Origin of the sequence: Lentibacillus sp. Marseille-P4043, assembly GCF_900258515.1 — a bacterium.
In the GTDB taxonomy this organism is placed as follows: Bacteria; Bacillota; Bacilli; order Bacillales; family Amphibacillaceae; genus Lentibacillus_C.
The window spans coordinates 1,522,760-1,541,783 of sequence record NZ_LT984884.1; the positions used below are offsets into that span (position 1 = coordinate 1,522,760).

The following is a 19,024-nucleotide window of genomic DNA, read 5'->3' on the forward strand; positions in this document are numbered from 1 at the left end:
GCATGCACGATGACATTTTACATCAAAGCAGATCGTTATTTACTAGAAAGTCAAGAAGTATTTAATCAATATATAGAGGTTGTTGATGGGCGTTTTGGTTCGTTTGCTGACACGGTTCCACCTAATGCCGAAGTTGTGGATTGGACCGGTTATACAATAGCCCCGGGTTTGTTTGATACACATATTCACGGAATCAATGGTTATGACATTATGGATGGAACCAAAGACGCAGCCAAAAAAATTTCGGAAGCAATTCTTCCATTAGGTGTGACACGATATTTGCCGACGACACTGACATCAAGTAAAGCAGACTTAGACAAGGCTATTGCGACTGTAGCAGAAGCTGTTAGGGAAGGTCTGCCAGGTGCACAGTCGGAAGGGATCTTTTTAGAAGGGCCGTATTTCACGGAAAAACATAAAGGAGCGCAAAACCCGCAATATTTCTGTGATCCTGATCTTAGGGAATTCCAACATTGGCAAGAACTTTCGGGTGGTACCATTGTGAAAATTGCATTGGCACCTGAACGTGATGGAGCGTTGGAGTTTATTCGTCGGGTTAGTGAGGAAGACGTGTTAGTGAGCCTTGCGCATACGGATGCGAGCTATGATTGTTGTTGTGCTGCCGTGGACGTCGGGGCACGAGACTTTGTGCATTTATTTAATGGCATGTCAGGATTACATCATCGTGATCCTGGTGTAGCGGGTGCTGCACTTACAAATTCCAGAGCATTTGCTGAGTTGATTTGTGATGGGTATCATGTGCACCCGGATATAGCAGTATTAGCATCACGTGTGAAGGATGATAAGCTCGTTTTGATTACGGATTGCATGCGTGCGGGGTTGATGCCAGACGGACATTATCATCTTGGTGAATTTCCGGTTGTGATGCAGCAGGATGGAGTTGCACGGACAGAAGCAGGTTCGTTAGCTGGAAGCACGTTAAAGCTTATTGACGGGGTGGCTAACTTGCATAGATGGAGCGATAAGCCATTATATGAAATCTGGCATCGGGCCTCCCTCTCTCCGGCTAAAAGTCTAGGGCGTGAAACGGAAATGGGCAGCATAGCTCGTGGGAAACTAGCAGACTATGTTGTGTTAGATGATGAATTAGTTGTCCAAGCTACGGCTGTTGCAGGTGAGATGAAGTATCGGAAAGTGTAGGTGATCATGGTGATTTTAACAGTGACATTGAACCCCGCAGTTGATGTGAGCTATAAGCTTGATCAGTTCGCGCTTGATAGCGTTAATCGGATACGTGATGTTTCCAAGACTGCTGGTGGTAAGGGTCTAAATGTGTCTCGGGTACTGAAGCTACTCGGAGAAGATATCGCTGCAACAGGGTTTTTAGGTGGCAGTTTAGGTAACTTTATCCAATCACAATTAGTCCATCTTGGTATTCACGACTTTTTTGTACCGATTCAAGGCGAATCACGGAACTGTATTGCGGTGATCCATGAAGGACGACAGACAGAAATCCTGGAAAGTGGTCCGGTTATTAAGGCGAGTGAGACCAATGACTTTCTTGGAAAATTTACAGAATATGTTCGGAAGGTAGATTTGGTTACGATATCAGGAAGCTTACCAAAAGGCTTAACGAATGACTTTTATGAAAAATTAATTGATACAGCTGGAAACAACGATACCTCTGTTTTGTTAGATACCAAAGGGGAACTCTTAGAACACACATTAAAAGGCATTAGTAAGCCATACTTAATAAAGCCAAATCAGGAGGAATTGGCTGATTTACTGAAGAGGAAATTGACCAATGAAGCGGACATTATCGATGCCATGAAATCTGCTATGTTTGCTGATGTGGAATGGGTAGTGGTAACACTTGGTTCAGAAGGTGCGCTTGTGAAACATAATGAGGTAATGTATCGTGCAAAGCCACCAAAAGTTGAAGCAGTAAATCCAGTGGGGTCAGGTGATTCTGTAATAGCCGGTTTTGCTGCTGGATTGTCACGCGGGTTCATAAACGAGGAATTGATTAAATTTGGACTGGCTATGGGTGTGTTAAATGCGATGGAGGAAAAAACAGGTCATATTAATCCAGAAAAAATAGATTGGTGTATGGAAAATATCCAAGTAGAAGAAATAGCAATTGGGGGATAAATCAATGAAACTATCACCAGGTAAACAACGAGGATTAGAATTAATTTCAAATGAAAATAACGTTATTTTAGCGACCGCAATGGATCAGCGGGGATCGTTAGGGAAAATGATCAAATCGTTTAATGACACGATTTCCTATGAAGAGGGATTAAGCCAATTTAAAGTGGGTGTCAGTGAGGTGCTTGGCAATCAATCATCTTCATTACTTCTTGATCCCGAATATGGCTGGGATGCAGCAGGGAAATTAACAAAGGGAATCGGCTTAATTATGGCATATGAAAAAACGGGCTATGATGCTACGGAAAAAGGCCGTTTACCTAATCTAGTTGATAATTATGCAGTTCAGGATCTAGCAAAGGCTGGGGCAAGTGCTGTTAAATTGCTAGTGTATTATGATCATAAGGAAGAAGAGGAAATCAACAAAATAAAAAAAGCACTTATCAAACGTGTCGGTGATGAATGTAAGCAAAATGATATTCTTTTCATTTTAGAGCCTGTTTCATATAGCGCTGAAGGTCTAGATTCGAAAGGGACTGAATTTGCAAAAAGAAAACCGGAAATTGTGGAATATTTTATGGAAGAGTTCTCAAAAGCAATGTATAGCATTGATGTATTGAAAGTTGAAGTACCTGTGTCTATTTTCCATATTGAAGGCTATGATCAATACGAAAATTATGATCCCGTTTTCAGCCGGGAAGAAGCAGCAGGATTGTATCGTACCTGCTCCGAAAAAAGCCGCTTGCCATTTATTTATTTAAGTGGTGGTGTGACAAACGAGCAATTCATTGAAACATTGCATTTTGCCAAGAGGGCAGGTGCTAGGTTCAGTGGAAGTCTTTGTGGAAGAGCTATTTGGAAGGAAGGTGTGAAGCCTTTCGCGGAAGGAAACGAGGATGCCTATTACCAATGGCTTGAAACAACAGGATCTGCCAATCTGAAAAACGTGATGGGTGCAATCAAAGAAACGGCGACACCTTGGGATGAAGTTATATAATAAATATGAATTTCAAATTAAACTAGATTGTACAAAAGCTTCGGTTAATACCGGGGCTTTTTGTAGAGTAAGAAATTATAAAGGAGATCCAAAAATCCCTCATAGTTAAGACGAACCTATCCATCTGCCCCATCTAATAGTATAATAGAAAAATGATCAAAATTCAGGGAGTGATTCAAGTGCCTGGCGCGGAAATTAATCCATTGTTGATTCAACAACTAACAGGGAAAGATGCAGCAGATATTCCAAGTTCACCAACGATATCATGGCTACCGGGCCGATATGCTAAACAGGTCAATAGAAAAAAAGAGGATATTGAAAAGCATTTTGGAGAAAATTCGTTCATGATAAAGTGTAACAGTTGCGGGCGAAAAGGAAAGTATGATGTGGGGCTGATGATTTATAATCATGATGAGAAGAAAAATGCTGATGATCCAGCTAGTAAGATACAAACTACGGGATATTTTCGCTGCAAACATTGTAATGATGCAGGTAACTGGGAAATGCCAACACAATTTTCAATCGCCCCTATGGCAGGAGTGCTGGCAAGTGTTGCCGGGGGAATGAAAGATAGATTTGAAATAGGAGAAAGCCAATTGTATGACGGAAGCTGGCATTTATTTAGTTCCGATGGTGAAATGCATCTTTTTAACCAGTTGGAAGAAGATCCGGCCAATTCTTTTATTTGGAACCGGCTTGGTAATTTATATGATAAGGGGAATCGCCCAGAGCTGGCGGCGTGTGTTTACGAATATTCTTACTCATTGATCCTGGTCAAATAGAGTCCCATTTTACACTCGGTGGATTTTTCTTTCAGATGAAAGAGTATGAAAAAGCTGCTTATCACTATAAACAGTTATTATTAGGTGCTAGTGATTATCACGTATTATCTCCAGAAAACTTGCGGGAAATGGTTGCTATTGGTTTATTAGAGCTGTTTAACATTTATCGGTATACAGATGGTGAAATTCCATTCTTGCCTACTGGGAAAGAATTAGAGGCAGCTGGTAAAATGGATGAAATTGAAGGAAATATAATGGAACTTGAAGCGGAAATATTCCCAGAAAAGAAAGAGTCCTTCTATCCATTTGCTGGAATGTGTATGGGAGCACAAAGCAAGGAACTGCCAGGTAGGCTAAGAACATTAAAAATTGCAAAACCAAAAACTAAAAAGAAGAAAAGATGGAAAAAGCAGAAGAAGAAGAAATAGCAGGACAAGGGATGAATCCCTGTCCTGCTATTTTGCTGCCGGGACATGGGGCTGCCGGTGCTGGGACATGGGGACAGGTTTCTTGTCCCACTGCTAAGCCCCGTCCTCATCGATATCTGAGCTGGGACACCTAACCTGTCCCCGCGTCCCTACTAGAAAAATACCTCAATTTAAAAATAAAGGTAAGCAGAATGGATTAGTGGAGTGGGGTGTTAGCATGAGCTCAGCGGGTGCGCAGCTTGCGGCTATTCAGGGTCTGATAAGTGCCTATCGTTTACAGTTAAATGAAAAGAGGGAAGAACTAAGGCGTTTAAAAAAGGCTTTGTCTGAATTGGGAATGAACAAAAGTGATTTTATGGAATCGAAAGGGATGTGCCTAAAACCTGAGATTACAGCGAAAACGTTTCACGGCGAAAATGCCGATGATTTGGATGGGTTTAGAGAAGATGGTTTGCAGGCGAGCTTTGTTGCTATCCACAATGAACAAATTAGTGCTGCAGAGGGGAAAATAAGTGCCCGGATTGCCATCGTAAAACAGGAGATAGCAAGCTTGGAAAACACTATTTCGTCACTTGAAGCACAGCTAGCGGCCTTATCAGCATTGTAACTGGAGGTGAAAAATTAATCATGAGCAATGAAATTAAGTTTCAACCGGATAAGATTGATAAGGGTATTGCCGATTTACATTCATCCGCGGAGGAACTCAAGACTACTTTTGCCAAAGAAATCGAAGGGGAAAATGAGCTTGATATGGTCACAGCATTCAATGAAATTAAACGCGATTATGATGAGTTGCTAAGTCAATTTAAAGCATTATTTTTGAATAATGTTCAAGCAGCCAATGAGGCCGTTGAAAATTTCCTAGAGAAAGAAAAAGAGGTGGCCGAAGCAATCGAAATGACGGATTAATCTCATGTGTTTTATAAATATTTCGGATTAGAGCATAAGAAAAATCCTGATTAGGAGGTGCTTGTATTGAAAGTTTTAGAGGTTAGCAGTTTGGAAGCTGGGATCGATAATGCAGTTCAGGATATTGATACCTTTTACGATCAAATTAGTGGGATGCAGCGGGGAGTACGGGACTTTTATGGATTGGAAGAAGCGTTAAAAGGAAAAGGTGGGGAGGCGATTCGCTCCTATTTCAATGAGGTTCATCAGCCGTTTTTAATTTTCCTGTATCAATCCATGGTTGATTTCCAAAATACATTGACGGAAATGAAGGATTCCGTTAAAACGTTTGAGTCGAATGAGGATGGTTTTGTTAAACAGCAATTTTTAGAACAAGACGTGGAAGACGGTTTTAATAAGGTGAAAAAGAAGACAATTGCATTAACAGATGATGCAAATAACATTATTGATAGTGTGCGTGATTTGGTTGCGATTGAACACATTGATGATACAGAAGTACTAGACAATGTTCAGGATGGGAAGAAGAAAGCGGAGAAAGTTGTAGAGGAGCTTACGATTCTTGATAACTATGAAACTTCCCAGCTAAAACAAACGAAAGAAGATTTGCAGACGATGAAGAAGTATATTACAGAAATCCAGGCTAAGTTTAAAGGTGGCGATTTATCGGTTGCTGATTTTAGTATGGAAGCTGTGAAAGGGATTGGTGTGTATAAAGCGGTTATGGATAGTATTTATGGCGAGGGGTATATGGAGAGTTTAGAGTTTAAGCCTCTATTTGAAAAACTGCGTAATGGTGGAAGTTTAACCCCTGCTGAAAAAAATAAGCTTTATGATTATTTTCAAAATGTGTACCTGGATTCGGAAAAAAGGAACGAAATTAAATCAATTGCGGATTCTATCAGTGAAAACGGTATTGATAAGTTAAAGGAACGATTGAATGAAAAAATAGTTATTTCAAAGAATGCACTGGATGAAGAAATGGCCATGATTCAGGCTTATGTTTACATGGGGGATAAAAGGACTGAGCAGCTTAATGTGGATCGTGGCATAAAAGCAAAATTGGAAGCTTATTTAATACTATTAGAAAATTATTACTCTGCACTAGGAAAAGAAACTGTTGCACGGGTCGATATGCTTGAATATGAAAAAGATCCCAATAACGTTTCTGGACATTTTTTAAAAACAGCATTACAAACAGCTGAGTATAATTCTGGTTCCAACAATGTCTTAAGAGAAGAGGAATTTCGAAAATAGTATTTTTGACCCGGGTAATCCTATAGCAAAAAATTTTAATATATCCGAAGTAACGTATTACACGACGGCAGATGCCTCCAATCTTGAAGATCACTTAGAAACTGAAAAGTTATTGGAGAAAAAAGCAAATTATACATCTAGCTATATCGCGAAGCAGGCCTTAAACAAAATTGTAAGTGAAATGACAAAATCAGTAAGTACCCCTATAGCAGTAACGGGAAAATCAATGAATATTGCTAAATCAGTATTTGGGTATCGTTCAGGTGAAGAAAAACTTGAAGGGGAGACAACAATTGAAAAAGCTAAAGAAACAGCAGGATTTTTAAATATGGAATTTACCATTTCACAAAACCGTACCCTACCCGGATCAAATGAAGAACCACAAGTACAACTTTATCCAACAGATAAAACATTTGATTTTCTTGACCGGTGGAAGCAAGTTTATGATGATAATCAAGATATTCCTTATCGAAATGATCTGATTGAGGCTCAAAATTGGCAAAAGATAAGTGAATATTGGATTGATCATAATACAGAGTTTGATGATGATGTGTATGATTATATCAGATTTGGAGAATAGGATGTTAAACTGGACAGATTTTGTACGGTTCGAATGTTTAAAGCTTATTTAATTTGATTACCTAGCTGGAGGTTGCTAACCATGAAAAAGATCTATTTAATAATACCTCTTTTATTTATTCTTATCGGATGTAGACAAGAAATAACCGAACAAGATTTAATTGGAGGAAACTGGATTGGGACTGCAGGATATGAGGATGGCGAAGCGAAAGGCGAACCTAATTGTTATCCTTTTCAGGACGGAATAAAATTTAAGGACGGGAATACTGTTTATGTAGAAACACGTGGAAGAGATTTTGAGTACTATCTTAGCGAAAATGAAGAAGGGAAAATAACATTTCGTGATTCAGGTCCAGACGAAAGTTCTAATGATATGGGAGCGGTTTTATTTCACTATCAACTAAAAATAATTAATGAGGATGGTCTGGTTTTAAAGGGACGGGGTCTTCGTGAAGGACAATCTTGCTACTTGGAACGAAACTAAAAATATTCAATTTCGGAAGAGTTATTTTTCGCCACTTTTTTCTCGCTTTCTGGATGACATGGGGAAAGATATGGAGCATATCGGATGAACACAGTGGGACATGGGGACAGGTTAATTGTCCCATATATTAAGTGCGCGCAAAGCCTATTCTAGCGGGATTGGGTGACTGGGACACCTAACCTGACCCCGCGTCCCACGGCTAGGAGCTTTTCTTGTGGGTGTGGTTTTGGATTTGAATGGGGTCAGGTATTTGACAATAATTCTACAAATATCGACTTTAGCAGTTCGGAATATGCTATACTAGACAAAAGAATAAGGGGAGGTGAACAGATTGGAAAAAGAAGATCAAATCATTGGTATGCTGGAGGCCATCACGGAAAGACTTGATAGTATGGACAAGCGCTTTGACGGCATGGACGGACGCTTTGGCGAAGTGGACAAGCGTTTTGACGGCATGGACGGACGCTTTGGCGAGGTGGACAAGCGTTTTGATGGCATGGACGGACGCTTTGGCGAGGTGGACAAGCGCTTTGATGGCATGGACACACGCTTTGGCGAAGTGGATAAGCGAATGGAAGGGTTTGAACAAAAGCTTGAAATGCAAGGCGAAACGTTGAAAGAGCATGGACAAATTTTGCGTGCTTTACGGACTGGCCAAGAATACTTAAAGGCAGAAGTCGATGGCATGAAAGTTTCAAATGCAAAGGAATTCGGCTTTTTGAAAGAGGCGCTGGATGATCATTCCGTAAAACTAGAACTGGTACGGGACGAAACCTGGGCGAACAAAGTTGACATCCATCGTATTAAGACAACAATGGGCATGAAATGACTACTAGATTACCTACACAAAAACACTTCAATAAAATTTCTTCAGATTTAAGGGTGGACAGATGTTCATCCTTTTTTTCATAAAAAAGATATTTGCAGCCAGAGTTATCTGAAAATGGAATAGCAGTATTCTAGAACGAGAAGAGGGGAAATTCAACCCCGCCTGTAAAATCTAATCAAGATACCTTTCAATCACATACGCAATTCCATCTTCATCATTTGAAAGTGTCACTTCATCCGCTATGTTTTTCAGGTCCTGTATTTCATTCCCCATGGCGACACCTTTACCTGCAAATTAAATCATATCCATGTCATTTTCCGCGTCACCAAAGGCAATTACTTCACTTTGACTGATATTTAAATGGTTACAAATTCTTTCCAATGAACTACGTTTACTAATTCCAAGCATTGTCATTTCTAAATAGAAAGGCGCTGATAAGATCTTATTTGATTAACAAAACCGGACCTAGACCTCCCCGAAGCCAAAACAATAACAGCTCCAGTTTCTTGTGCTTTCATCAATGCTGCTTTCGTTCTAGGTGTGATTTGATGATGGCTATGCAGAGTTCCGTCTATATCTATAGCAATCAGTTTGTAATCTCTCGCCATAATCTTCCTTTTTAGCCGCTTTCATCACTTTTTTATAAAAGACCAACAATCTTCAGACCATGAAAAACGCCATTTTGATTAACGTCTTTTGTGATATGCTTAGCTACCTCTTTAACTGGGAGTTCCGCATTCCCCATCGCTACACTGTTTGGAATGAATTTTAGCATCTCTATATCGTTTAGCCCGTCACCGAAAGCATAGGTATTGTTAAGGTCAATGCCAAGATGATGAATCAGATTTTTAATTCCGTTTGCTTTTGAACCACCATTTGGCAAAACATCAACAGAATAACGGTGCCAACGTATAAATTCAAACTGAGGGAATTTTTCTTTATACTGCAGCTCAGCTTCTCCATCACAAAATAATAGGGACTGATAAATAGCATGATTGCGATAATAGTTTGGATCATATGTAACTGGATGATTGAGTTTTAAAGAACTTACCGCCTCCTCTACATGTGGATGGTATTCAACACTTGAGCGCCAATCTTCATGGTCAAGGTAAACTATTGGATGCTCACTTTCTGCGGCTGCCTCATTTAACTGATTTAACGCTGCAAAATCTAGCTGGTTTTCATAGATTGCTTGATTTTTATACACGACGTACTGCCCATTAAGACTGACATATGTTGATATATTTAACGTTTCTAGTAAATTTTTAAAAGCGAATGGCGCGCGTCCTGAAGCAATTGCTACGATATGCCCATCATCTTGTAATTGCTGGACAGCTTTTTTCGTAGATTCGGGCAACTTTTTTTCGTAATCCAGCAATGTGTTGTCTATATCAAAGAAAATGATTTTTTGTGTCATGTTAGTTCTCCTCTCTTTTGTAAACCTGTGTAAAGTCATAAAATCTATTAACAACGCAACAAACGCAACAACGCAAAATGGTAGTCTTGGCTAACATGAATCGTCTGCTTTCCCTATTTAGCGAGGTGCAAAGAAAGAAGAGCTATTCAATTACCCCTACCATACAGTATTGGTTTAATTTCCATATTCATTGTACCCTAATCGATATGCGTGCACAAACTTCTTAGCCGACCTCACTAAGGAATACTATCGAAATCAGATTAGAAAAAACACAAATAGTATCATCATTAACCTTCAGCATAATCTTATTTGAGCTTTCCTGGTGATCAAAGTAGTTGGAAATATGAATTTTATAGACCTTGGAAAATACATATGCATAGAGAACATTTAAAAGGAAGGAGATGGTATTGATATCTTCGGGTATACAAGTTGGGGTCAAATTGATATTGTTAGTGTTCAGACTGGTGAAATGAAAAAAACGGTTTGGCTACATTTATGTTGATCGGGATAATGAAGGAAACGGATCACTAAAACCAGCAAAAGGAAAAGTTTTGCTTGGTGCCATTGCAACGAATGGGGAAGAATTATAATTTATGAAAAAGGAAAGCCTTATAGATACGCCTTCAATGTCTCTTTTATAGTATCCTTTGTTACACTCCATGAGTCGCCTTTTTCTGATTTTAGCCCCAGTGGAAAAAAGGAGAGATGAAAAAGCATGAGGATTGAAAATTTAGCAGAACAAATTAATCAAACAATTTAAGATATATGGGCAAAGAAAATTTTTAATGAAAAGGAAGTTGAGTAATATGAAGTTAGAAGTTATCGCGCAAAATGGTCAAGAGGCAAAACAGGCGGAAGAACTTGGTGCGGATAGGATCGAATTAGTATCTGCCATTCAAGAGGGAGGATTAACACCAAGCTATGGAACAATAAAACAAGTCCTTAGTAGTGTGTCGATCCCGGTTCAGGTGATGATTCGACCGCACAGTTATCATTATTATTATACAAATGCCGATCTGCAAATCATTTATGAAGATATTAAGAATGTATTGGAACTTGGCGGAAATGGGATTGTATTTGGGGCATTGAATAAAGACAATACAATAAATGAAAAAGTCCTAGAAAACGTAATGGAGATTTCACCACAACTGGATATTACGTTTCACCGAGCATTTGACGAAGTGACTTCACTTCACGATGCATACCAAACGCTCACCAAATACAAGCAAAACGTGAAACGAATACTAACCTCAGGTGGTGAACGTGACTGTGTTGCGGGTAAAAGCAAACTCCAAGAACTCGTACACACCGCTAAAAAACTGGACGGACCTAAAATAATGCCTGGATCCGGACTAACACCTGAAAATATCCAAGACATTCATAAAACAGTAAACGCAAACCAATATCACTTTGGCAAAGCAATTCGAATCGATCAAACACTCGCAAACCCCTTCAACCAAAAGAAAATCACAAACCTAACCAACACACTAAAAAATTAGAGGTGGGACATGGGGACAGGTTTCTTGTCCCACACGGCGCTGTAGGTGTGAGTTTGGATGAGATATTGTCCCCGTTATTTTTGATGGATCGGGTATATCGTTCATAGACTTTTTGACCCTGTCATTAGAATATGTCTTTTACTTTTACTTCAAAGCCATTACACTCATTTGATTTAGCAGTGCCCTCAGAAGAAATTAGATTCAATTGATATTCACCTTTTCATTTAAGGAATATATCATTATATTGTTCAACAAAGGGTTAACAATCCAGAAACGAAGAAATTTCCTGATGCTGAATACTTGGGGAGGGTGCCATATACACTAGTCCGTCTATATATTCTAATACTTTATCTGTTTTGTTTTGGATCTTTTTGAAGTCCTCGAACGAAATATTATTGCTCACTTAATAAACTCATTCCCTTCACCAACCTTTTTTAAAGGATATTCTAATTTGAGTGAAAAAGAAATTGTTAATACATAGTGCTGTGGTTAGGGATGATTTTGATTAAAAATTTTCTTTACATTCCTTTGCCAAACGCTGAATCTCGCTCTTTTCCAAATAGGTAACTTCTGCGATGAATTCAATGGACAATCCTTTCTTTAGCATTTCTCGCGCAACCTTCTTAATTCCAGATTGTTCACCACGTTCTTTACCAATTTGTTCGCCAATTTTCTTGCCTTTCTCAATTCCTCTTTCTTCATACGAAATTGGTAATTCCAGAATTTTTTCAGCATCGTCCATTTGCTTAATTTCCTTCATTAGCTCTTCCTCCTCACCTTTGTTTAATTTCAAATATGTTTCAAAAACGCCATAGATAAGTCGTTGCCTTGCTGGATCTAATTCCATTCGGGCCATCATTTTTAAAAATTCAATTTTCACCTGGATCCGTTCTTCATTCGAAAATCCCATTTTACTAAGCAGGGCGGCTGCTACAGGGTTATCCGATTGAATATAGTCTCTCCAGTTCTTTTTCTGTAAATGCAATGTCATGTAGTTAAAAGTGAGAACGTGAAAGAAGGGAAAGCGCATCGTATATTCATCCTTTTCCCAACTTTCATCGTAACTAAATACGGCAATAGGGATAATTGGTTTTCTGTATTTATTATACAACAGACTGAAGTAGCGAAACATCCGATCATGAAAATCCGTTTGAGTTGTACTTTGTGGCTCAACGTGAACGATAATGATCGTATCCGTGCCCTTTAATTTTGTTTCGATGACGATGTCTAATCTTCTTGTACTCCCTTCTAGCAAGTCGGTATGAACTTCTTCTGAAAATGGCTTGATGGACTGAAAATCAATGTTGCGGTGAACTTCTGGGAAATATGCCGCTAGAAATTCTTCAAAAAACGTATGGATTAATTGTTTGAATAGCTGATCATGCTTGGTGTAGCCAGTGGATTCTTCTTTTACTAAAGTCGCTACTGACATATTAGCACATCCTTTTGTAGGGTTATGAAGTGGGATTAACCGAGGTGTGAATTTTCTATTAATAGTATAGCAGATAAATAAATAGGGAACAAGTGTTTTGTTGGCTGTTTTACGAAATTTACATTACTCATTCTTTTTAGATGTTCCATAAAACTGACGGGGATAGCTAACCTGTCCCCGTGTCCCACACGATTATCCACATATATCCTGCCTTTCCGCCTGGGACAACTAACCTGTCCCCATGTCCCGCCCTTGTTCAAATCTTCTTTCAATTATATAATGGGTTTTATAATATTGGTTAGGGGAGAGATGTTGTTTTGCCTATTAATGTGCCTAAGAGGTTGCCGGTTCGGGATGAGTTGAAGCGGGAGAAGATTTTTGTGATGGATGAGGATCGTGCTGTTACGCAGGATATTCGTCCGCTTAATATTTTGATTTTAAATTTGATGCCGGAAAAAGAGAAAACGGAATTACAGATTTTGCGGTTGCTTGGAAATACACCATTACAGGTGAATATTACGTTTTTACGAATGGCAACGCATCAGTCTAAAAATGTAAGTAAATACCATTTGGATACATTTTATAAAACGTTTGACCATGTTAAACAGAATCGTTTTGATGGAATGATTGTTACTGGAGCACCGATTGAACAGTTGGATTTTGAGGATGTCGATTACTGGAACGAGCTAACGGAAATAATGGATTGGTCTAAGCAAAATGTGACATCCTGCTTGCATATTTGCTGGGGAGCGCAGGCCGCATTGTATTATCATTACGGAATTGATAAACATGCCTTGCCGAAAAAGCGCTTTGGCATTTATAAGCATCACATCTTAGATCGATCCAAGACACTTTTGCGGGGATTTGATGAGGTGTTCCATGCACCACATTCGCGATATACTGAGGTTTCCAAGGAAGCGATTGAACAGGATTCGCGCTTGTCACTGCTTTCTACTACATATGATGACGAGGCGTTTATTATCATGTCCAACGACGCAAAACATATCATGATCACTGGCCATTTGGAATATGATGCTACGACACTTGCAGACGAGTATACGCGTGATATTGATAAAGGCCTAGATACCGAAATGCCGAAAAATTATTTTCCTAATAATAATGCCAACGAAGAACCACTTAACACATGGCGATCCCATTCCCATTTGTTATTTTCCAATTGGCTAAATTACTATGTGTACCAGCAAACGCCTTTTGTGTGGGAGTAAGTGACTACAATATGGAATGTTAAAATTGCCGGAAATTTATGAGATATTTCCCGGGTAATATTTTGTCAAAAGATGATGGTTGATGATGAAGCTATAGATGAAGTATATGCGAGGAATTATGACAGTATCTATCATATGGAGGTTAATTTGTCTCCATTTCACTGCTAATCTATTATAAGCTGAGGTAAAATGGGATCACTAAGAGCTGTCGATTTACCATCTTCTTCGTACTTTATGTTATATAAAGGGGAAGTGGTAGAATGACGACTGGTGAAGCATTAAGTTTGATCACAATTTGATTTTCTATTGCTGCAACTACTATTGTATTAATTCTGAGCTAACAGAAGTATCGTTCCCCATATCCAGGCTGGCGAATAATTCTGTTAGTCTAGAATATTTACGTTGGCCAACTGTTTCCTATAAGTATTTTCTAGTTTCTAAGATGAATTTTGTTTTTGTGCATGTTTTAATTATAATATATAGAATATGACTAACATTTAGCGAGGTGTTTTGCTCAATATGGAACAGTCAGACGAAGTACGCTGGAAGCAGAGATTTGAAAACTTTGAAAGGTCCTATAAACTGTTGGAGAAGTATTCCACCGAACCTATAAAAACCGAATTAGAACGAGCGGGCATCATCCGATTTTTTGAAATGACATTTGAACTATCCTGGAAGGTTATAAAGGATTATTTGGAAGCGCAAGGCTATATTATTAAGAGTCCAAGAGATGCAATTAAGCAGGCATTTCAAATTGAATTAATTGATGACGGTCATGTATGGTTGGAAGCCCTATCCAAACGAAATTTGACCACGCATACGTACGATGAAACATTAGCAAAAGAATTTGTAGAAGAAATTACGACAATATATTTGCCAGCCATCCAAGTATTGTATGAAGAACTTTTGAAGGAATGGTGATGGTCATGTTTGGATTATTAGACCGAGATATTGATTTTATTGTAAAAGCATTAAAGCATTTTGAAGAAATTGATCAGGCAATTATTTTTGGCAGTCGAGCCATCGGTAATTATAAAAAAGGCTCGGATGTAGACATGGCTATAACTGGTAAAAAAGTTACAGGAAAAACCATATCGGATTTAAATATTTTATTAAACGAGGATTATCCACTGCCTTATTTTTTCGATCTTTTGGATTATAAAACTGTTGGGAGTGAGAAGTTAAAAGTTCATATTGATACGGTTGGGATTGAAGTATATTCTAGAAAAGATAAACGTTAACTTTTGGTGCCACTTGAAAAAGAATTAATCGCTCACCCCACCAAGGCTAGCGATTACTTCTATTGTCCAGTCATATTTTAGCTGGCCAACTGCTCTTTATGCAGTTTGTAGTTATCGGTATCGGGTAGTTCACACTAATCGATACTTTATTATTCTATCAAATTAATTTTAAAATGCACTTTAGATAGACAAACTGTTTGAAAAAATACGGGTAATAGAGGTGATGTTTATTAACATTGTGATACAGCTATCGTATCATTAAATCATGAACCTATATTCTGATTTTTCTACCAATCTATCAACGCTTATGATAAAATGGTATCAGCAACTACAAGGTATAGTGAGCGGTTGGCCATCTCCTTTATCCGTAAAAGGGAGGAGGTGGTAGGATGACGACATATGAAGCCTTAAACTTAGTAGCGCAATTTAGTTTATTATTTGTTGCTACACTTACATTAATTGTAACTATTGTCGTCTACCTGGAAAAAAAGAAGTAATCGCTCACCCCACCAAGGCTAGCATTACTTCTTTTAGAACAAACATATTCACGTTGGCCAACTGCTCTTTATGCAGTTTGTAGTTGCCGGTATCGGGTAGTTCACGCTACTCGATACTTCATTATAAGTATATTATAATTTTATTTATTTAGACTGTCAAATTATTTGGACTTTGCGAATAATAATTGTATGACTACTTATCTTCCTCAACTTACAATTTCATAAAAAAGGAGCATAACATGATTATAAGACGACGCCCCAAACCACTCCCACTGGAAAAACTAGAAGCGCTTATTCCAAGAATACCGCCCCATTTTAAGCAATTACCTGAATTACAACAAGATGTTGCAAGAAGACTCAAAGGATATATTGGTGAAAAGAAAGTTGATCATCATCTGGATCAGCTCGCTCATAGATATACGATTTTGCATGATGTTTGCCTAAAGACACGGAATGGCAAAACCTTTCAAATCGATACTATTGTTATAGCGCAACATGCAATTTTCCTTATTGATAGTAAAAATTATACCGGTACCATTACCTTTGATACTATTCTCAAACAATTTACCCGCGATGATGGGGATAAAGAAACAGGTTATCGATATCCCATCACCCAAGCCGAGAATCACTACCTTCAAATCGAAAACTGGCTCCATGACCATCACTTGCCTAACGTTCCCATACACTTTTTCATTGCAATCGCAGAACCAAGTACTGTTATAAAAGTAATCGGTGATAAACAAGATATTGCTAGAGTCGTGATGCACGGCGACCACGTTCCAATGAAGCTGATGGAAATGGATGCTGAATACGCTCGCAATAATAGTGCTAGATTACCAAGCCGTAAAATTGGTGAGGGAATTTTGCGAGAATGTCAGGAATTTGACGTGGACATCCTCTCGCAGTACGGGATTAAAAAACAGGATATTAAGCCAGGTGTGCGCTGTCCGTCTTGTGGGCAGTTGGGGATGAGACGTATCTATGGAAAATGGAAATGCGATTATTGTAAAAAAACGTTTAAAAAAGCCAACTTGAACGCGCTATCTGACTATCGATTATTAATAGAACCATGGATTACCAACCAAGAGTGCCGTCGCTTTCTAAATTTAAATTCCAGAAGCGTGGCCACCAGGATTTTAAAAGCTAGCAACCTTATATATCAGAAAGAGCATAATAGGTGGATTAAAAGGTAGGGGGCGCACTCTTAGCCTGAAGTCGCGCACCCTCGCCCGAAAGTCGCGCACCCCCGTCCGAAAGTCGCGCACCCCAGTCCGAAAGTCGCGCATCCTCGCCCGAAAGTCGCGCACCCTCGTCCGAAAGTCGCGCACCCTCGTCCGAAAGTCGCGCACCCAGTCCGAAAGTCGCGCACCCCGGCCGAAAGTCGCGCACCCTCGCCCGAAAGTCGCGCACCCTCGTCCGAAAGTCGCGCACCCCGTCCGAAAAGTCGCGCACCCCGTCCGAAAAGTCGCGCACCCTCGCCCGAAAGCCGCGCACGCTTGTCCGAAAGTCGCGCACCCTCGTCCGAAAGTCGCGCACCCTCGTCCGAAAGTCGCGCACCCTCGCCCGAAAGTCGCGCATCCCAGGCCGAAAGTCGCGCACGCTTGTCCGAAAGTCGCGCACTGCGTCCGAAAGCCGCGCACTGCGTCCGAAAGCCGCGCGCCCCACCCACATAAAAAAAGGACTCCAGCCACGCTGAAGTCCTCCCATAACCAACACTTTATTAACTTTAATCCAAAATAAACCAGCTCATAACCTTCGAAGTGCCTCTAATCCAAATAAACCCGCCATATCCTTCAAAGTACCTCTAAATCAATAAAACCGCTTATATCCTTCAAAGTGCTTCTTCCAATATGGATTGCTCACACTTGAGATCTGCACACCATCTGATCCGGCGTGAATGAATTGGCCGCTGCCTAGGTAGATTCCTAGATGTGAGATTCCGCTCTTATATGTGTTCTCGAAGAATACGAGGTCGCCAACTGCTGGCTTGTTTACATAGAATGAGCGGTTGTAGTATCCTTCACTTGATAATCTGCCGATACTTTTGCCTGCTTTATTGAACGTGTAATAGATGAAGCCGCTGCAGTCGAAACCGCTTGGTGATGAGCCGCCCCATGCGTATCCTACGCCGTTCATGCTTTTTGCCGTGCTGATCAATTTGGAGACATCGTAATCGACGCCGACTGAGGAAGATCCGCCTGAGCTGACATTTTCGGATGTATCTTTATCAACGGTTCCATTACCTGCATTGGAGCCGATATTCAATTTTTGTCCGATGTAAATTAAATCTGATTTCAAGTTGTTCCACTTTTTCAGATTATCAACGGTCACGCCATTACGTGAGGCGATGGCTGATAATGTGTCACCAGATTTCACGGTGTAGACGGTGGATGATCCAACTTGGGCATCAGAGCTTGTCCCACTATTGGAGCTCGTATTACCGCCTGTATTTGTGTCAGCCCCAGCGTTAGATCCAGATCCAGCACTCGCGCCAGAACTAGATCCGTTCTTAGTAACGACAAACACATTCCCAGGGTAAATCAATGTCGAATCAAGATTGTTCCATTTCATCAGATCTGCAATAGAGACATTATGCTTAAATGCGATGGCGCTCAATGTGTCACCAGATTTCACTGTATATGTACTCGATTTTGTTGTAGATGGTTTAGTAGTAGTAGGTTTAGTTGAAGATTGCGTTTTTCCGCCTTCTGTTTCGATTACTTGATTAGGATAAATAATATCGTTTGCTAGATTATTAACCGTTTTCAATTGGGAAACGCTTGTGTCGAACTTTTGCGCAATGGCCCATAGCGAGTCCCCGCTTTGTACTTTGTATGATGCTGCTTCAACTTCATCAGCCGCGAAGATTGCTGATGCGATTGCTGCACTAGCAGTTACCGACATGATAATTTTTTTATTGGCCATTTGACTATCCCCTCTCCCCATAAATTTCCTATAAAAGGTTGTTCAAAAAAGTCCGGTAAAAATGACACATCGAATTTCTTCGTTGGCTTGCTTTTCCGTTCCTCACGTATTAATAGCATACGTTCCGGTACTCAAAGCTACGTCGCCTCGAACTACTCGGTCCTTTTTATCCTCCTTTTTGAACACACACTATAAAGTGACATTATTATACCATGATTGTCTAAATTTTTAATAGATTTATAGCACATTTGTAATCATATTGTAATATAACCACTTGGGACATGGGGACAGGTTAAGTGTCCCACCCTGTATCCCGCGCCATACATGGGTTTTGTCCTGGGACAACAAACCTGTCCCCACGTCCCACCACAGGTGAATTTCAGAAAAAATCGCTGCAAATGGGTCTGTTTATGTTA

The 19,024-nt window shown here is 39.7% G+C and carries 21 protein-coding genes and 2 pseudogenes; 18 read left to right on the plus strand and 5 right to left on the minus strand.

The features are described 5' to 3' along the window. The first annotated feature begins 9 nt into the window (after positions 1 to 9). From nagA to C8270_RS07515, 11 genes are all read left to right on the plus strand, one after another. Entirely contained in the window at positions 10 to 1,161 is a 1,152-nt protein-coding gene (nagA, locus tag C8270_RS07465) for an N-acetylglucosamine-6-phosphate deacetylase (protein ID WP_106496231.1), read from the plus strand. Between the two features lie 6 nt (positions 1,162 to 1,167). Beyond that, a complete protein-coding gene (pfkB, locus tag C8270_RS07470; protein ID WP_234028510.1) occupies positions 1,168 to 2,112 on the plus strand; it encodes a 1-phosphofructokinase in 945 nt (314 codons plus the stop codon). 4 nt (positions 2,113 to 2,116) lie between these two features. Further along, positions 2,117 to 3,106, plus strand: a complete 990-nt coding sequence (locus tag C8270_RS07475; RefSeq protein ID WP_106496232.1) for a tagatose 1,6-diphosphate aldolase — start codon at positions 2,117 to 2,119, stop codon at positions 3,104 to 3,106. A 152-nt stretch (positions 3,107 to 3,258) separates the two neighbouring features. Next, the gene (locus C8270_RS07480) at positions 3,259 to 3,888 is read left to right on the plus strand and encodes a hypothetical protein (RefSeq protein ID WP_158701645.1); all 630 of its coding nucleotides are present in this window, start codon (positions 3,259 to 3,261) and stop codon (positions 3,886 to 3,888) included. 35 nt (positions 3,889 to 3,923) lie between these two features. After that, positions 3,924 to 4,316 carry a hypothetical protein gene (locus tag C8270_RS07485; RefSeq protein WP_106496234.1) on the plus strand — a complete coding sequence of 131 codons (393 nt, stop codon included), beginning with the start codon at positions 3,924 to 3,926 and terminating at the stop codon, positions 4,314 to 4,316. A gap of 217 nt (positions 4,317 to 4,533) precedes the next feature. Further along, on the plus strand, positions 4,534 to 4,923 hold the full coding sequence (locus tag C8270_RS07490) for a YwqH-like family protein (protein WP_106496235.1): 390 nt from the start codon (positions 4,534 to 4,536) through the stop codon (positions 4,921 to 4,923). 20 nt (positions 4,924 to 4,943) lie between these two features. Continuing rightward, positions 4,944 to 5,225 carry a YwqI/YxiC family protein gene (locus C8270_RS07495; protein ID WP_106496236.1) on the plus strand — a complete coding sequence of 94 codons (282 nt, stop codon included), beginning with the start codon at positions 4,944 to 4,946 and terminating at the stop codon, positions 5,223 to 5,225. Between the two features lie 66 nt (positions 5,226 to 5,291). Further along, the gene (locus tag C8270_RS07500; RefSeq protein ID WP_158701646.1) at positions 5,292 to 6,479 is read left to right on the plus strand and encodes an LXG domain-containing protein; all 1,188 of its coding nucleotides are present in this window, start codon (positions 5,292 to 5,294) and stop codon (positions 6,477 to 6,479) included. Positions 6,480 to 6,591: 112 nt separating this feature from the next. Then, entirely contained in the window at positions 6,592 to 7,059 is a 468-nt protein-coding gene (locus tag C8270_RS07505; protein WP_106496238.1) for a hypothetical protein, read from the plus strand. Between the two features lie 81 nt (positions 7,060 to 7,140). Further along, on the plus strand, positions 7,141 to 7,542 hold the full coding sequence (locus C8270_RS07510) for a hypothetical protein (protein WP_106496239.1): 402 nt from the start codon (positions 7,141 to 7,143) through the stop codon (positions 7,540 to 7,542). Between the two features lie 331 nt (positions 7,543 to 7,873). After that, positions 7,874 to 8,371, plus strand: coding sequence for a hypothetical protein (locus C8270_RS07515; RefSeq protein WP_106496240.1), 498 nt, complete (start codon positions 7,874 to 7,876; stop codon positions 8,369 to 8,371). Positions 8,372 to 8,542: 171 nt separating this feature from the next. Here C8270_RS07515 and C8270_RS20815 read toward each other — a convergent pair. From C8270_RS20815 to C8270_RS07525, 3 genes and pseudogenes are all read right to left on the minus strand, one after another. Continuing rightward, a pseudogene (locus C8270_RS20815) lies at positions 8,543 to 8,785 on the minus strand (HAD hydrolase family protein). 2 nt (positions 8,786 to 8,787) lie between these two features. Then, positions 8,788 to 8,979: an HAD hydrolase family protein gene (locus tag C8270_RS20820; protein WP_442785792.1), complete on the minus strand. Its 192-nt coding sequence runs from the start codon at positions 8,977 to 8,979 to the stop codon at positions 8,788 to 8,790. 32 nt (positions 8,980 to 9,011) lie between these two features. After that, the gene (locus C8270_RS07525; protein ID WP_106496241.1) at positions 9,012 to 9,788 is read right to left on the minus strand and encodes a Cof-type HAD-IIB family hydrolase; all 777 of its coding nucleotides are present in this window, start codon (positions 9,786 to 9,788) and stop codon (positions 9,012 to 9,014) included. 400 nt (positions 9,789 to 10,188) lie between these two features. Here C8270_RS07525 and C8270_RS07530 point away from each other — a divergent pair. Together C8270_RS07530 and C8270_RS07535 are read left to right on the plus strand one after the other, a co-directional pair. Next, positions 10,189 to 10,378 (plus strand): annotated as a pseudogene (locus tag C8270_RS07530) (family 1 glycosylhydrolase); the annotation flags it as partial. Positions 10,379 to 10,594: 216 nt separating this feature from the next. Next, positions 10,595 to 11,287 (plus strand): copper homeostasis protein CutC, encoded by a 693-nt coding sequence (locus C8270_RS07535; protein WP_106496242.1) that lies wholly within the window; start codon positions 10,595 to 10,597, stop codon positions 11,285 to 11,287. 505 nt (positions 11,288 to 11,792) lie between these two features. Here the strand turns inward: C8270_RS07535 and C8270_RS07540 are convergent. Next, a complete protein-coding gene (locus tag C8270_RS07540) occupies positions 11,793 to 12,719 on the minus strand; it encodes an Rpn family recombination-promoting nuclease/putative transposase (protein ID WP_199794657.1) in 927 nt (308 codons plus the stop codon). Positions 12,720 to 13,036: 317 nt separating this feature from the next. On the opposite strand from C8270_RS07540, the gene metA reads away from it, so the two are divergent. The 5 genes from metA (at position 13,037) to C8270_RS07560 (ending at position 16,876) form a co-directional block, all read left to right on the plus strand. Beyond that, positions 13,037 to 13,945, plus strand: a complete 909-nt coding sequence (gene metA, locus C8270_RS07545) for a homoserine O-acetyltransferase MetA (protein WP_106496243.1) — start codon at positions 13,037 to 13,039, stop codon at positions 13,943 to 13,945. 519 nt (positions 13,946 to 14,464) lie between these two features. Further along, positions 14,465 to 14,866 (plus strand): nucleotidyltransferase substrate binding protein, encoded by a 402-nt coding sequence (locus tag C8270_RS07550; protein ID WP_106496244.1) that lies wholly within the window; start codon positions 14,465 to 14,467, stop codon positions 14,864 to 14,866. Then, complete coding sequence (locus tag C8270_RS07555) at positions 14,866 to 15,186, plus strand: nucleotidyltransferase domain-containing protein (RefSeq protein ID WP_234028511.1); 321 nt, start codon at positions 14,866 to 14,868, stop codon at positions 15,184 to 15,186. The genes C8270_RS07550 and C8270_RS07555 overlap by 1 nt, the downstream gene beginning before the upstream one ends. 389 nt (positions 15,187 to 15,575) lie before the next feature. Next, the gene (locus C8270_RS20435; RefSeq protein ID WP_234028512.1) at positions 15,576 to 15,683 is read left to right on the plus strand and encodes a putative holin-like toxin; all 108 of its coding nucleotides are present in this window, start codon (positions 15,576 to 15,578) and stop codon (positions 15,681 to 15,683) included. A gap of 239 nt (positions 15,684 to 15,922) precedes the next feature. After that, on the plus strand, positions 15,923 to 16,876 hold the full coding sequence (locus C8270_RS07560) for an NERD domain-containing protein (RefSeq protein WP_106496245.1): 954 nt from the start codon (positions 15,923 to 15,925) through the stop codon (positions 16,874 to 16,876). A 616-nt stretch (positions 16,877 to 17,492) separates the two neighbouring features. Here the strand turns inward: C8270_RS07560 and C8270_RS07570 are convergent. Next, positions 17,493 to 18,608: a C40 family peptidase gene (locus tag C8270_RS07570; RefSeq protein WP_106496247.1), complete on the minus strand. Its 1,116-nt coding sequence runs from the start codon at positions 18,606 to 18,608 to the stop codon at positions 17,493 to 17,495. Between the last annotated feature and the right edge of the window lie 416 nt (positions 18,609 to 19,024).

Excerpts from the sequence above, each read along its gene's own strand:
- nagA (WP_106496231.1), top strand. The coding sequence starts at position 10 with ATGACATTTTACATCAAAGCAGATCGTTATTTACTAGAAAGTCAAGAA.
- pfkB (WP_234028510.1), top strand. The coding sequence starts at position 1,168 with ATGGTGATTTTAACAGTGACATTGAACCCCGCAGTTGATGTGAGCTAT.
- C8270_RS07475 (WP_106496232.1), top strand. The coding sequence starts at position 2,117 with ATGAAACTATCACCAGGTAAACAACGAGGATTAGAATTAATTTCAAAT.
- C8270_RS07480 (WP_158701645.1), top strand. The coding sequence starts at position 3,259 with ATGATCAAAATTCAGGGAGTGATTCAAGTGCCTGGCGCGGAAATTAAT.
- C8270_RS07485 (WP_106496234.1), top strand. The coding sequence starts at position 3,924 with ATGAAAGAGTATGAAAAAGCTGCTTATCACTATAAACAGTTATTATTA.
- C8270_RS07490 (WP_106496235.1), top strand. The coding sequence starts at position 4,534 with ATGAGCTCAGCGGGTGCGCAGCTTGCGGCTATTCAGGGTCTGATAAGT.
- C8270_RS07495 (WP_106496236.1), top strand. The coding sequence starts at position 4,944 with ATGAGCAATGAAATTAAGTTTCAACCGGATAAGATTGATAAGGGTATT.
- C8270_RS07510 (WP_106496239.1), top strand. The coding sequence starts at position 7,141 with ATGAAAAAGATCTATTTAATAATACCTCTTTTATTTATTCTTATCGGA.
- C8270_RS20820 (WP_442785792.1), bottom strand. The coding sequence starts at position 8,979 with ATGGCGAGAGATTACAAACTGATTGCTATAGATATAGACGGAACTCTG.
- C8270_RS07525 (WP_106496241.1), bottom strand. The coding sequence starts at position 9,788 with ATGACACAAAAAATCATTTTCTTTGATATAGACAACACATTGCTGGAT.
- C8270_RS07535 (WP_106496242.1), top strand. The coding sequence starts at position 10,595 with ATGAAGTTAGAAGTTATCGCGCAAAATGGTCAAGAGGCAAAACAGGCG.
- C8270_RS07540 (WP_199794657.1), bottom strand. The coding sequence starts at position 12,719 with ATGTCAGTAGCGACTTTAGTAAAAGAAGAATCCACTGGCTACACCAAG.
- C8270_RS07550 (WP_106496244.1), top strand. The coding sequence starts at position 14,465 with ATGGAACAGTCAGACGAAGTACGCTGGAAGCAGAGATTTGAAAACTTT.
- C8270_RS07555 (WP_234028511.1), top strand. The coding sequence starts at position 14,866 with ATGGTCATGTTTGGATTATTAGACCGAGATATTGATTTTATTGTAAAA.
- C8270_RS20435 (WP_234028512.1), top strand. The coding sequence starts at position 15,576 with ATGACGACATATGAAGCCTTAAACTTAGTAGCGCAATTTAGTTTATTA.
- C8270_RS07560 (WP_106496245.1), top strand. The coding sequence starts at position 15,923 with ATGATTATAAGACGACGCCCCAAACCACTCCCACTGGAAAAACTAGAA.
- C8270_RS07570 (WP_106496247.1), bottom strand. The coding sequence starts at position 18,608 with ATGGCCAATAAAAAAATTATCATGTCGGTAACTGCTAGTGCAGCAATC.